Origin of the sequence: Herbaspirillum sp. VT-16-41 (assembly GCF_001994935.1) — a bacterium.
In the GTDB taxonomy this organism is placed as follows: domain Bacteria; phylum Pseudomonadota; class Gammaproteobacteria; order Burkholderiales; family Burkholderiaceae_D; genus Herbaspirillum; species Herbaspirillum frisingense.
In genome coordinates, this window is the sequence record NZ_MUXB01000106.1 from 214,382 (window position 1) to 227,052 (window position 12,671).

General features: G+C 62.0%; 11 protein-coding genes. 4 read left to right on the forward strand and 7 right to left on the reverse strand.

All coding sequences use genetic code 11. From position 1 onward, the window contains the following. Positions 1–92: 92 nt before the first annotated feature. The 4 genes from BTM36_RS13455 to BTM36_RS13470 form a co-directional block, all read right to left on the reverse strand. The gene (locus BTM36_RS13455; protein WP_077236672.1) at positions 93–2,471 is read right to left on the reverse strand and encodes a TonB-dependent receptor; all 2,379 of its coding nucleotides are present in this window, start codon (positions 2,469–2,471) and stop codon (positions 93–95) included. An 82-nt stretch (positions 2,472–2,553) separates the two neighbouring features. Continuing rightward, complete coding sequence (locus tag BTM36_RS13460) at positions 2,554–3,552, reverse strand: FecR domain-containing protein (protein WP_077236673.1); 999 nt, start codon at positions 3,550–3,552, stop codon at positions 2,554–2,556. Next, positions 3,542–4,060: a sigma-70 family RNA polymerase sigma factor gene (locus BTM36_RS13465; protein ID WP_077236674.1), complete on the reverse strand. Its 519-nt coding sequence runs from the start codon at positions 4,058–4,060 to the stop codon at positions 3,542–3,544. The genes BTM36_RS13460 and BTM36_RS13465 overlap by 11 nt, the downstream gene beginning before the upstream one ends. 216 nt (positions 4,061–4,276) lie before the next feature. Then, complete coding sequence (locus tag BTM36_RS13470; protein ID WP_077236675.1) at positions 4,277–5,422, reverse strand: branched-chain amino acid ABC transporter substrate-binding protein; 1,146 nt, start codon at positions 5,420–5,422, stop codon at positions 4,277–4,279. Between the two features lie 781 nt (positions 5,423–6,203). Between BTM36_RS13470 and groES the strand changes: the two genes are divergently transcribed. Beyond that, positions 6,204–6,494 (forward strand): co-chaperone GroES, encoded by a 291-nt coding sequence (gene groES / locus BTM36_RS13475; protein WP_006713122.1) that lies wholly within the window; start codon positions 6,204–6,206, stop codon positions 6,492–6,494. Positions 6,495–6,625: 131 nt separating this feature from the next. Further along, positions 6,626–8,275 carry a chaperonin GroEL gene (groL, locus tag BTM36_RS13480; protein ID WP_039876549.1) on the forward strand — a complete coding sequence of 550 codons (1,650 nt, stop codon included), beginning with the start codon at positions 6,626–6,628 and terminating at the stop codon, positions 8,273–8,275. A 350-nt stretch (positions 8,276–8,625) separates the two neighbouring features. Here groL and BTM36_RS13485 read toward each other — a convergent pair whose 3' ends face one another. The 3 genes from BTM36_RS13485 to BTM36_RS13495 form a co-directional block, all read right to left on the reverse strand. Beyond that, the gene (locus tag BTM36_RS13485) at positions 8,626–9,837 is read right to left on the reverse strand and encodes a porin (RefSeq protein ID WP_077236676.1); all 1,212 of its coding nucleotides are present in this window, start codon (positions 9,835–9,837) and stop codon (positions 8,626–8,628) included. A 228-nt stretch (positions 9,838–10,065) separates the two neighbouring features. Continuing rightward, complete coding sequence (locus tag BTM36_RS13490) at positions 10,066–10,323, reverse strand: type II toxin-antitoxin system YoeB family toxin (RefSeq protein WP_139347147.1); 258 nt, start codon at positions 10,321–10,323, stop codon at positions 10,066–10,068. Continuing rightward, positions 10,320–10,562: a type II toxin-antitoxin system Phd/YefM family antitoxin gene (locus tag BTM36_RS13495; RefSeq protein ID WP_077236678.1), complete on the reverse strand. Its 243-nt coding sequence runs from the start codon at positions 10,560–10,562 to the stop codon at positions 10,320–10,322. Before BTM36_RS13495 ends, BTM36_RS13490 begins: the two co-directional genes overlap by 4 nt. Before the next feature lie 426 nt (positions 10,563–10,988). Between BTM36_RS13495 and BTM36_RS13500 the strand changes: the two genes are divergently transcribed. Both BTM36_RS13500 and BTM36_RS13505 read left to right on the forward strand, forming a co-directional pair. Continuing rightward, complete coding sequence (locus tag BTM36_RS13500; RefSeq protein ID WP_006713128.1) at positions 10,989–12,026, forward strand: methionine ABC transporter ATP-binding protein; 1,038 nt, start codon at positions 10,989–10,991, stop codon at positions 12,024–12,026. After that, on the forward strand, positions 12,016–12,669 hold the full coding sequence (locus BTM36_RS13505) for a methionine ABC transporter permease (RefSeq protein WP_006713129.1): 654 nt from the start codon (positions 12,016–12,018) through the stop codon (positions 12,667–12,669). The genes BTM36_RS13500 and BTM36_RS13505 overlap by 11 nt, the downstream gene beginning before the upstream one ends. The last annotated feature ends 2 nt before the right edge of the window (positions 12,670–12,671 follow it).

A 12,671-nucleotide genomic window follows, 5' to 3' on the forward strand; every position in this document is an offset into this window, starting at 1 on the left:
ACAGGCTCAAGAAAAAAAGCCCTGCCGCCCCGAGGGCGACAGAGCTTTTCTGCAGGCTTGGACGCTGCGCCTGACGGCGCAAGCGGGTGAGGTCAGAAATCGACCTGCGCCGACAGCACCAGCGTGCGGCCGGACGAGGTACCCACATAGCCGTTCTGCATCAGCCAGTAGTTCTTGTCGAACAGGTTTTCGATATTGGCGCGGTAGGTCACGACCTGCCCTGCCGCCTTGGTGATGTAGCGGGCACCGATATCAACGCGGGTCCAGCCCGGCACCTTGAGCGTGTTTTCATTGCTGTACCACATCGAACCGGTGCGGGTCACGCGGGTATTGAGCGCCAGGCCTTGCAGCCAGGGCGCGTCCCAGTCCAGCCCGAGGTTGAAGTTGCTGCTGGGGATGGCGCCGACATCCTTGCCGTCGTTGGTGCCATTGTCGGTGTGGTATTGCTTGGCGTCGAAGAAGGTGCCGCTGGCATTGAAGCGCAGGCCGCGCTGCAGTTCGCCATAGGCCGCCAGTTCCAGGCCGCGCACGCGGTTGCGACCATCCTGGGTGGTGGTGTTGATGCCATTGACGAGGGTGGTGCTGGAATTGGCCTGCTCGATCTGGAACACGGCGGCAGTGGTGGTCACGCGGCCCCAGTCGATCTTGGCACCGGTCTCGATCTGCTTGGATTTGTACGGCGGGAACAGCTGGTTGGGATTGCCGTCGGTGGCTGAGGGGAAGCCGCCGGCGCTGAGGGCTGCCGTGTAGTTGGCGTAGAGGGAGACACTCTCCATCGGCTTGACCACCACGCCCAGCACCGGGGAAATGGCGGTCTTGTTGGAGGTTTGGGTATCGTCAACCAGGCTGTGCGAATAGACCTGCTGGCGGCGCAGTCCGCCGATCAGGCGCAGGCGGTCATCGGCCAGCGACAGGGTATCGGTCAGGGCCACGCTGGTCAGGCGCACCTGGCTTTGCGGCGTGGGCTGGCCGCGGCTGCCGGTGACGGTGGGCAGGGCCACCGGGTTATACAGGTTGGAGGTGACGCTGCTGGGTTCGGAGAGGTAGAAATAATCGGTCTGCTGGTTCAGCATGTTCACGCCCAGCATCAGGGTGTGCTTGATGCCGCCGGTATTGAAGCGCGCCCGCATGCCGACATCGGCAGAGGTGGAGGTCACCTGCTGGTCGTAATAGCCGTTGTACAGGGTAGCCGTGTCGCCGCGTGCATTGAGGATGGTGGCGCCGGGCCAGCTCTGGGCGGAACTGGCGACGTGGTAGCCGACTGCGCCATAGGCGGTCAGCTGGTCGTTGATGTCGTATTCCAGACGGGTGGTGGCGGCCTTGTCGTCCGATTGCAGCGTGGTGCCGGGATACAGATTGGTCTTGCCCGAGGGCGCGTCCGGCATGACCAGGCTGCTGATGCTGAATTGCGGGCGGAAGTTGCGGGCATCTTCATGCTGGGTATAGGCGTCCAGGCTCCAGCGCACACGACCGCCGTTGTAGTCCAGTCCGACCGACCCCATGCTCTGCTGTTGATTGCTGCCGGACAGGCCGGTATTGCCGTCGGCATAGAGCGCATTGACGCGCACGCCCCATTCCTGGTTTTCACCGAAGCGGCGGCCGAGGTCGGCCTTGAGACCGAACTGCGAATTGGACAGATAGGTGGCCGTCACGCTGGAAATGGGGTCTTCATGGGCGCGCTTGGGAATCAGGTTGACCGCGCCGCCGACACCGCCGGCCGGCCCCATGCCATACATCAGGGTGCCCGGACCTTTGAGCACTTCGATGCGCTCGACCATGGAGATGGGCATGCGGGTCAGCGGCACCATGCCATACAGGCCATTGAAGGCCACATCGTTGGCCGACATGGTGAAGCCGCGGATCTGGTAGCTATCGCCAAAGCCACCGTTGCCATTGGTGTTGCGCACCGAGGCGTCGTTGGCGATGACGTCGCCGATGGCGCGCGCCTGCACGTCTTCGATGCCTTGCGACGTGTAGTTGGTGGTGCTGAACGGGGTATCCATGACGCTGGCAGTGCCGAGCACGCCCAGGCTGCCACCCCGCGCCACCAGGCCGCCGGCATAGGGGGCGGTCGGGTCGGCGCTTTCGGTGATGGTCACGGTGGGCAGGACGGCATTGGCGTTGCTGCCCACGGTGGGTGCCAGCAGCGTGTAGCCACCATCGGCATTCTTGACGGCCTGCAGGCTGGAGCCGCTCAACAGGGCGGCGAAGCCCTCGTCCACGGTGTAGCGCCCGGACAGGCCGGCACTCTGGCGTTCGCGGGTCACGGCGGGGTCGAACGAGAGCAGCACGCCGGCACGGCGCGCAAAGCTGTTCAAGACCTGGTTCAGCGGGCCGGCGGGCAGATCATAGGCCTGGCGCTGGGCGTCACTGGCCTGGGCCTGGACGGTGGCCATGGGCGTTGCCAGGGCAGCCAGTACGGCCAGCCTGGAGAGGGTCGGACGGGAGGGGAAACGGGTCGTTGTTTTCATGTCGGTCTACGGTGATGGGCGAGCTTGCTATCAGGTAAACCGAACGAGCTGCAAAAAACTGCAGAGGCTGGCCAAGAAATCTTTACGTCGTGCTGTGTGGGGCTGCTGCCCGTGGACGCAGGGTGATCCAGTAGGAAGTCCAGGTATCGATCTGCACCGGCAAGGTACGCGCGATGGCGGCCAGGATACGCGCCGGCTGGTCCAGCGGGAACACGCCCGAGATGGGCAGCGACGCAACAGCCGGATCGCAGCGCAGCCTGCCGCGCAGGTAACGGTCCAGCTCGGCCACCAGTTCGCCCAGCGGCATGCGGTCGGCGACGATGACGCCGTCGGTCCAGGCCAGCGCCTGTTCATTGGCGGGCGTCAGATTGCCGACCAGGCCATGCTGGTCGAACATGCCCTGCCGCCCGGCATCGATGCGCACGCTGCCAACGCCATCCCTGGCGGTGAAGGCCACCGCACCGGCATAGACGGCCAGTCGCATGCCGGCCTCGCTGTCACGCAACTGGAAGCGGGTACCCAGCGCACGCGCCTGCCCCAGGCGGGTGTGGACCATGAACGGACGATAGGGGTGGCCCTCTTCGCGGGCGGTGGTGATGAGCACTTCACCGCGATGCAGCTTGATCAGGCGCTGCTGGTCGTCGTAGGCGGTGTCGATGGCCGTGGCACTGTTGAGTTCGAGCACGGTACCGTCGGCCAGCAGCACACGCCGCCGCTCGCCCACCCGGGTGGAATATTCGGCCATCAACGCCGGCCAGGAGGTGGCCATGCCGGCGCCGGTGGCCACCAGCCCTACCCCTGCGACCAGGCACAGGGCCTTGACGGCGAAGCGGCGGTTATGACGACTGCGGGCTTCACCATCGCCGATGCTGCCATGCGCCAGTGTGCGCGGTAGCGTGGCAACCCGCTCGCTCAACGACTGCAGCCGCTGCCAGGCCAGTTCGTGCTGCGGCTGCTCGGTGCGCCAGCGGCGGCAGGCTTCGTGTTCCTGGGCGGTGGCGGTGCCCGATTGCAGCCGCACCATCCAGTCGATGGCGGTCCTGACGATGTCGTCGGTGGGAGCGGTGATCTCAGCGGCCATATTGGACGCTGTAACAGGCGGTGAAGGCACGCTTCATGTATTGCTGTACCGAACTGAGCGAAACCTGCAGGCGCTCGGCGATCTCGGCATAGCCCAGGCCATCCAGTTGTGACAGCAGGAAGGCGCTGCGCACCTTGGCCGGCAATGCGGCCAGCATGGCATCGATTTCGTTGAGGGTTTCCAGCACCAGCAATTGCGCCTCGGGCGATGGCAGGTGCTCGGGCGGCAGTTGCGCCAGCAGCTCCAGGAAGCTGGCTTCCAGCGCGCAGCGACGGAAATGATCGATCACCAGACCGCGTGCGATGGTCGCCAGCAGGGCCCGTACTTCCTCCAGATAGAAGCTGCGGCGCGACACCATGACCCGCACGAAGGTGTCCTGGGCCAGGTCGGCCGCCAGTTCCGCATCATGGGTGCGACGGCGCAGCCAGCCCAGCAGCCATTGGTGATGACCGGTGTAGAGGCCAGCGATGTCTGGGTGACGCGGAGCGGGTTGGACGACGTCGGTCATGACGGCGAAAAATAATGAGAACTGTTCTCATTATAATCCGTAAAGAACGGTGCGCCAACAAACCTTCATTTACGGATGAAGCCTTGTGAATTAATCGACGGGAAAAACGACAAAGCCCCGGCACGAGGCCGGGGCTTTGTCCAGGTTTGTACGGCCCTGGCTTGCTGCCGCCCACCGTAACAGTGGCCGGCAGGAGCAGAACTGCAGCTTCCCTCTTTACTTGACCACGCTCAGCAGCGAGCGCTTGCCACCCTTGTAGGTGTACAGGGTCAGGGTACCGTTCAGGATGTCACCCTTGGCGTCGAAGGCGATTTCGCCGGTCACGCCCTTGTGGTGGATCTTGGCCAGTTCTGGCAGGTAGACCTTGGGATCGGAAGAACCGGCCTTCTGCATGGCATCGGCCAGGGTCATCAGCGCATCGTAGGTGTACGGAGCGTAGATCACGACGTCCTGGTTGAACTTCTTCTTGTAGGCAGCCTTGAAGTCGTCCAGCGCCTTCTTGCCTGCTTCGGTCACGCCACCGGCTTCGGCGCAGACCACTTCGCTGTCCTTCAGACCGGGGCCAGCCAGGTTGGGCAGTTCGGTGGTGCAGATGCCGTCACCGCCCATGAACTTGGCAGCCACGCCCAGCTGATCCATCTGGCGCAGCATCGGGCCGGCCACGGCGTCCATGCCGCCGAAGAAGACCAGATCAGGCTTCTTGGACTTGACCGAGGTCAGGATGGCGTTGAAGTCGGTGGCCTTGTCGGTGGTGTACTGGGTCGCCACCACGGTAGCACCGGCAGCCAGCGCGCTCTTGCGGAATTCCTCAGCCACGCCTTGACCGTAGGCAGTACGGTCGTCGATGACGGCGACGTTCTTGCCCTTGAGTTCATTGACGGCGTAGCGACCCAGCACGCCACCCAGCTGGCCATCGTTGGCCACCACGCGGAAGGCGGTGTTGAAGCCTTGTTGGGTGTACTTGGGGTTGGTGGCCGACGGCGAGATTTGCGGGATGCCGGCATCGAAGTAGATCTTGGAAGCGGGGATGGTGGTGCCCGAGTTCATGTGGCCGACCACGCCCTTGACCTTGGCATCGACCAGGGCCTGGGCCACGGTGGTGGCTTGCTTCGGATCGGAAGCGTCATCCTGGGGAACCAGCTGGAAAGTCACTTTCTTGCCGCCGATCATGAAGCCCTTGGCATTGAGCTCGTCCACGGCCATGCGGGCGCCGTTTTCGTTGTCCTTGCCGATGTGGGCGTTGGGACCGGTCAGGGGAGCGACGTGACCGATCTTGATGACCTCTTGTGCCTGCGCAGCCCCTGCGAATGCGAACGCTGCCACGATGGCGGTGGCGACAGGAATCCCTTTAATTTTTTGCATGAAATGCTCCTATTACTTCCGATAGAGTGATTGAAAACGCAGTTCGTTGTGCCATTTGTTATATGCGCTGACCAATCCTGACATCCGCGAACGAAGGCCCGGACGATCAACACCGCAGCACCCCCAGTTGCTGACTGGATGTTGCTTGCGGACTCTGCTACTGCAAAAAACGAGCCATGCCCCATGGCATCACGACTCGGGAGCCCTCCCCGTGGTGTTTCCCGCTTAAAAAGGGACGGAGCCACCTCAGGTAAGCGGCCCGGACGAAACGCCAGGCCAGGCGGGGCAGTTCCTACGACGCGATCCACCCCGCTGGGCAGAATACACCGTAATGGTGCGGCTGGGAGCGGCGCACGGAGACCAGTACAGTTCTTCAGACAGATCGCACGTTTTATGCACTTTTTTAATACGCGGCATTGGGTTTCGCACCAAATGGGAACGTGAAACCGAAAAAAACTGCACGCCCGCACAAGTGGTCGCAGGGGGTACGCATTTCTCACCAAGGTACTCATCCCGCAAGATGAGAAAATCGGTTTGTCCGCGGCCACCCTGCTCCCTCGCTGCCTCGCGTTTGAAGGTGTAAGCACGACTTGCGCCAGTCAATTGACGCCTTGAAAAATCCAAAGCCCATCCCTATACTTAGCACTCGTCACGGCAGAGTGCTAACAGCCCGCCGGGCGCAATCCCCTTTTTCTTGCGGTGAGGTTTGCTGCATTTGGAAGAAAACCGTTGCAGGCTTCGCCGCAATCAATGCTAACTTATTGAAAATTAAGGAGTTCTCATGAATCTTCGCCCTTTGCACGATCGCGTCATCGTCAAGCGCCTCGACCAGGAAACCAAGACCGCTTCCGGTATCGTTCTGCCTGATGCAGCGACCGAAAAGCCGGACCAGGGCGAAATCCTGGCCGTCGGCAATGGCAAGATCCTGGAAGATGGCAAGGTCCGCCAACTGGCTGTGAAGGTCGGCGACCGCGTCCTGTTCGGCAAGTATTCCGGCCAGGCCGTGAAGGTCGATGGCCAGGAACTGCTGGTCATGCGCGAAGAAGACCTGTTCGCCGTCGTCGAGAAGTAATTCGGCATCCGGCCCGTCTGTATCTTCATATATAGAGGGCCCTCGGCAACAAGACAGCAGCCGGCGCTTGCCCCAGCTTTCAGCACCAAGCCCGGCGACATGAACTGAACCGAATTTCTGGAGAATCCAACATGGCAGCAAAGCAAGTTATTTTCGGCGATGAAGCACGCGCCAAGATCGTCAACGGCGTCAACATCCTGGCCAACGCAGTCAAGGTCACCCTGGGCCCCAAGGGTCGTAACGTCGTGCTGGAGCGCAGCTTCGGCGCCCCGACCGTGACCAAGGACGGCGTTTCCGTCGCCAAGGAAATCGAACTGAAGGACAAGCTGGAAAACATGGGTGCCCAGCTGGTCAAGGAAGTGGCTTCCAAGACCTCCGACAACGCCGGTGACGGTACCACCACCGCTACCGTGCTGGCCCAGGCCATCGTGCGCGAAGGCTTCAAGTACGTCGCCGCCGGTTTCAACCCGACCGACCTGAAGCGCGGTATCGACAAGGCCGTCACCGCCATCGTCGGTGAAGTGAAGAACCTGTCCAAGCCCACCACCACCTCCAAGGAAATCGCTCAAGTCGGCTCGATCTCGGCCAACTCCGACGCGGACATCGGCGACATCATCGCCAAGGCCATGGAAAAGGTCGGCAAGGAAGGCGTGATCACCGTTGAAGACGGCAAGTCGCTGGAAAACGAACTGGACATCGTCGAAGGTATGCAATTCGACCGCGGCTACCTGTCGCCGTACTTCATCAACAACCAAGAGAAGCAGATCGTCGCCCTGGACAATCCCTTCATCCTGCTGTTCGACAAGAAGATCTCCAACATCCGTGACCTGCTGCCGGTGCTGGAACAAGTCGCCAAGGCTGGCCGTCCGCTGCTGATCGTGGCTGAAGACGTCGAAGGCGAAGCCCTGGCTACCCTGGTGGTCAACAACATCCGTGGCATCCTGAAGACCGCTGCCGTCAAGGCTCCTGGCTTCGGCGACCGCCGCAAGGCCATGCTGGAAGACATCGCCATCCTGACCGGTGGTCAAGTGATCGCCGAAGAAGTCGGCCTGACCCTGGAAAAGGCCACCCTGGCTGAACTGGGCCAAGCCAAGCGCGTCGAGATCGGCAAGGAAAACACCACCATCATCGACGGCGCTGGCGAAGCTGCCGGCATCGAAGCACGCGTGACCATGATCCGCACCCAGATCGGCGAAGCAACTTCCGACTATGATCGTGAAAAGCTGCAAGAGCGCGTGGCCAAGCTGGCCGGCGGTGTTGCACTGATCAAGGTTGGCGCTGCCACCGAAGTCGAAATGAAGGAAAAGAAGGCCCGCGTCGAAGATGCACTGCACGCTACCCGCGCTGCCGTTGAAGAAGGCGTCGTGCCTGGCGGTGGCGTGGCCCTGCTGCGCGCTCGCGCCAACGTCAAGGACCTGAAGGGCGACAACCCCGACCAGGAAGCCGGTATCAAGATCGTGCTGCGCGCCATCGAAGAGCCGCTGCGCCAGATCGTCTTCAACGCCGGCGACGAGCCGTCGGTGGTGGTGAACAAGGTGCTGGAAGGTTCGGGCAACTTCGGCTACAACGCCTCCAACGGCACCTACGGTGACCTGGTGGAACTGGGCGTGCTGGATCCGGCCAAGGTGACCCGTTCGGCTCTGCAGAACGCTGCCTCCGTGGCCAGCCTGATCCTGACCACCGACGCCCTGGTGGCCGAAGTGGCTGACGACAAGCCGGCCGGCATGCCTGGCGGCATGGGTGGTATGGGCGGCATGGGCGGTATGGACGGCATGATGTAATTGCCCTCCTGCTGCGGGCCATGGATGACATGGCCTGTGCTGCAAGAAGAAAACCCGCATCGGTGACGATGCGGGTTTTTTATTGTGCTGGTGCCACTGGATGGTGGCCGATTTCGCTCTGCGCGGCAGTTCCGCTCCGCGCTACCTTTCGATCGGCATTTGCCGCTGGTCGTGCCGGATTTGCGATCAACTCTGAGTCGCCTGCCCTCTGTCTCTGGAGCGGTCGTGCCAGCCGACCATATTCCAGGACGGAAGCTTGATGCAGGAATTCACACAATGAAAAAGACCCGCATCCTTGTGGGATGCGGGTCTTCGAACAGTGCGCCCTTGCAGGCGCGGCGTCCAACGTCTTAGAAGCTGTGGATCATCCCGGCATTCAGACCGGTCTGGCTGCGGTTGGCGCCCGGGATGCGGTCGCTGGCCGTGCCGACGTTGTACATGTCGTTCGAACGCAGGTTGCGCAGGACAGCATACGTCGTGGTGCGCTTGGACAGGTCATACTTGGCGCCCAGGTTCAACTGCACCAGGCGACCGTTGGAGCCCTTGACGAACTTGGCGCTGGTCAGTTGCACACTGCTGATCAGCGACAGGGCCGGCAGCAGCTTGTAGTTCACGCCTACATCCAGAGTCTGGCTGGACTCGTTGTTGGGACCGCCGATGGCAAAGTCAGCCTTCTCTGCCGGCTTGTAGGCAGGATCCTTGCGCTTCGGGTCGACCAGCATCGCGAAGTTGTAGTCCTTCGGGTTGTAGTCCGGACGTGCTGCGGTCAGCGGCAGTTTCACGCGCGAGTACGAACCGTAGACCTTGGCCGGGCCGAACTGGTAAGAAGCCGCCAGGGTCCAGGTCTTCAGGCAGGTGTCGCCATTCTTGCCGGGGCCGTTGCAGGCTGCCGCGCCATTGACGTCACTGGCATTCTTGGAATCACCCATCTTGCTCTGGAAATAACCCAGGCCGACGTTCAGCGGGCCGTTGGCGTACAGGCCGCCCAGGCCGAAGGATTGACCGGAACCGGTGCGGCCGGCCTCTTCGCCGAAGCCATAGATCAGGCTGCCGGTGAAGCCGTTGAAGTCAGGGGAGTTATAGCGGATGGAGTTGTTGACGCGCTCGCCGTTGGTGCGGTCCAGGTTCAGCGAGTGGATGCGGCTGACACCGCCGCCGAAGTCACCCGGCGAGGTAATACCGCCGATATCATCCAGGACGTCCTTCTGACGACCGGCCAGGATGGTACCGAAGTTGCCCGAAACGCCAACGAAAGCCTGACGGCCCCACAGCAAGCCCTTCTGACCAGCTTCGCCGGTATCGACGTTGAAGCCGTTCTCGATGTTGAACACGGCCTTCAGGCCGCCGCCCAGGTCTTCGCTACCCTTGATGCCCAGGCGCGAGCCCTTCATCAGGCCGGAATCGAGTGCCACCTGACCGCCGGTTTCCTTGCCGGAAGTGATGATCTTGTTGGTGTAGGACAGGCTGGCATCGACCGAACCATAGACGGTGACAGTGCTTTGTGCATGCGCCGCGCCGGCGAAGGCAGCCAGCACGGCCAGGGCCAGGATGGACTTTTTCATAGAGAGTACTCCGTAGTGGTTTGATTGCTGTTGATTGGCGGGTGCCGGTCGCGATCTCGCGTGGCCACCCCCACACTTCCCGGAAGATGACTTCAAGAAGTTACGGCAAATCTAAACGGTATTTATTTTCTCAATCGATTCATAATTTGAATTGTGTCGATTTATGAGATTATTCTGTATCTTTATTGCAACCAATGCCAACAAAAAGGGACGTCCCTTTTTGCTGCTTCAGTAATGAAATCCACACTGATGCACGATGACGATCCCCGGCATCCACTCGATCACGATGCGGTGTTCGCCGCACAGCCGGATGGCCCACAGGCCCGGCAAGCGCAGCGGCAACCGGGTCATGCGCGCGGCAGGCAGCGGGGTGTCGTCTTGCAGCCGTCGCAGCAGGCCCAACAGCTCGCGGGCCGTGACACGGTCGTGGCGGCGCCACCAGGCCAGGTCCTGCCGGGCCATCGGCGAAAGCCAGAGCCTGTTCACGAAGGGGATGGTCCGGATGGCAACGTGGCCCGCAGCTGCTGAAGGCTGCACAGGAGCCGCTCGGCATTGAGGTCGTTACCCAGCAGGTGCAGGGCCTCCTGGACTCCGCGCCAGACCGATTCCCGCACCAGCACGAGGTTTTCGGCGTTGTCGCGGGTGAGGATGACTTCATCGATATTGGCCAGCTCCAGCAATTCATCGAGCCGACCATTGAGCGCCTGGACGGGGTATGCGTACATGGGAATAGGTGTAGTCGAGGCAGCAGGCGGTACGTAGCGCACCGGCCACCACCGGGCCGAAAGAACGCAAAAAGATACGCTTCCCCGGACGCCCGGCGACGATCCCGGCAAAAATTGCTGCACCCACTAGAATTTATTCGAAGACTTTGTCGTACCAGGCCGGCAACCAGCGCCTGGAAAAGTGCCGATGCCGCCCTGGAAGTCAGTCTCCAGGCGGCTTCCCGTCGCATGCTAAGACGCGGAGGTTATATGCATAAGCGAAAAATTGTTTTCCCTATATAACCTTGCCGCCTTAAAATAGCGGCTTCTTATAAAAAATATCGATGGCAGTGGAGACCTGTGATCCGGCGACCGCCCGCGCGTCTCCCTGAGGGGTTGTGCCGGGATGCCGGCACCCGGGGGCCCGCTGCCATTTCCGTTCCCATCATGATCGAAATACAAGCTGTCACCCAGCGATTCGGCAATGTCGAAGCGGTGCGCAACGTCGAACTGTCGATCCGCAAAGGCGAGGTCTTCGGCATCATCGGCCGCAGCGGCGCCGGCAAGAGCACGCTGGTACGCACCCTGAACCTGCTGAACCGCCCCACCTCCGGACGTATCATCCTGGACGGCCAGGACCTGACCACCCTGTCCTCGTCCCAGCTGCGCGAGGCCCGCCGTGGCATCGGCATGATCTTCCAGCATTTCAACCTGCTGTCCTCGCGCAGCGTCTACGACAACATCGCCCTGCCGCTGGAACTGGCCGGCAAGAGCAAGTCCGAGATCGCCGCCAAGGTGGAGCCGCTGCTGGAACTGGTGGGCCTGACCGCCCTGCGCGACCGTTACCCGGCGCAGATTTCGGGCGGCCAGAAACAGCGCGTGGGCATCGCCCGCGCACTGGCCAACGATCCCAAGGTCCTGCTCTCTGACGAGGCCACCTCCGCACTGGACCCGGAAACCACCCGCTCCATCCTGGAACTGCTGCACAAGATCAACAAGGAACTGGGCCTGACCATCGTCCTGATCACCCACCAGATGGAAGTCATCAAGGACATCTGCGACCGCGTGGCCGTGATGGAAGCCGGCCAGGTGATCGAACAGGGCGAGGTGCTGGAGGTGTTCCGCCAGCCGCGCCATGAAGTCACCCGTGCACTGATCGGCGACGTCATCGCCCACGAACTGCCCAAGGGCGTGCTGGCGCGCCTGCGCGAGCGCCTGGCCCGCGCCGATGCCGGCCAGGGCACCGACCACCTGTTCCGCTTTGCTTTCACCGGCAACGATGTGGACCAGCCGCACCTGTCGGAAGCGGTGCGCCGCTTCAACCTGAATTTCAACATCCTGCACGGCCAGATCGACGAGATCCAGGGCCAGGCCTTCGGCTCGCTGGCGATCCTCGCCAACGGCTCGCAGGAAAACATCAACCAAGCCATGCAATACCTGCGCGAGCAGGGCGTCGTCGTCGAGGAGCTCAACCATGTCATCTGAACTGATCGATCTGTTCGTCAGCTCCTTCGGTGAGACGCTGATGATGGTGGTGATTTCCGGCCTGGTCGGTTCGCTGCTGGGCATCCCGCTGGGCATCGCCCTGCACATCACCGAAGACAAGGGCGTACTGCCCAATGCGGTCTTCAACCGCGTCGCCGGCCTGCTGGTCAATGCAGTGCGCTCCACCCCCTTCATCATCCTGCTGGTGGCGGTGATCCCGATGACGCGTTTCTTCGTCGGCACCTCCATCGGTACGGCTGCCGCCATCGTGCCGCTTACCATTGCCGCCGCGCCCTTCATCGCCCGCCTGGTCGAGACCGCCTTGCGCGAAGTGGACCACGGCCTGGTCGAAGCCGCACAGGCCATGGGTGCGAACACCTGGCAGATCATCTACAAGGTCTTGGTACCAGAAGCATTTGCTGGTATCGTCGCCGGTCTCACGATCACCTTCGTCAGCCTGGTCGGCTATTCGGCCATGGCCGGCGCCATCGGTGGCGGTGGCCTGGGTGACCTGGGCATCCGCTACGGCTACCAGCGCTTCCTGCCGGAAGTGATGCTGGCGGTGGTGCTGATCCTGATCGTGTTCGTGCAGTTGGTGCAATCCCTGGGAGACCTGCTGGTGCGCAAGCTCAGTCATCGCTGAGT

Coding starts and splice junctions, on each gene's coding strand:
- BTM36_RS13470 (WP_077236675.1), bottom strand. CDS start 5,422: ATGCAAAAAATTAAAGGGATTCCTGTCGCCACCGCCATCGTGGCAGCG.
- BTM36_RS13465 (WP_077236674.1), bottom strand. CDS start 4,060: ATGACCGACGTCGTCCAACCCGCTCCGCGTCACCCAGACATCGCTGGC.
- BTM36_RS13455 (WP_077236672.1), bottom strand. CDS start 2,471: ATGAAAACAACGACCCGTTTCCCCTCCCGTCCGACCCTCTCCAGGCTG.
- BTM36_RS13460 (WP_077236673.1), bottom strand. CDS start 3,552: ATGGCCGCTGAGATCACCGCTCCCACCGACGACATCGTCAGGACCGCC.
- BTM36_RS13485 (WP_077236676.1), bottom strand. CDS start 9,837: ATGAAAAAGTCCATCCTGGCCCTGGCCGTGCTGGCTGCCTTCGCCGGC.
- groL (WP_039876549.1), top strand. CDS start 6,626: ATGGCAGCAAAGCAAGTTATTTTCGGCGATGAAGCACGCGCCAAGATC.
- BTM36_RS13500 (WP_006713128.1), top strand. CDS start 10,989: ATGATCGAAATACAAGCTGTCACCCAGCGATTCGGCAATGTCGAAGCG.
- BTM36_RS13495 (WP_077236678.1), bottom strand. CDS start 10,562: ATGTACGCATACCCCGTCCAGGCGCTCAATGGTCGGCTCGATGAATTG.
- groES (WP_006713122.1), top strand. CDS start 6,204: ATGAATCTTCGCCCTTTGCACGATCGCGTCATCGTCAAGCGCCTCGAC.
- BTM36_RS13505 (WP_006713129.1), top strand. CDS start 12,016: ATGTCATCTGAACTGATCGATCTGTTCGTCAGCTCCTTCGGTGAGACG.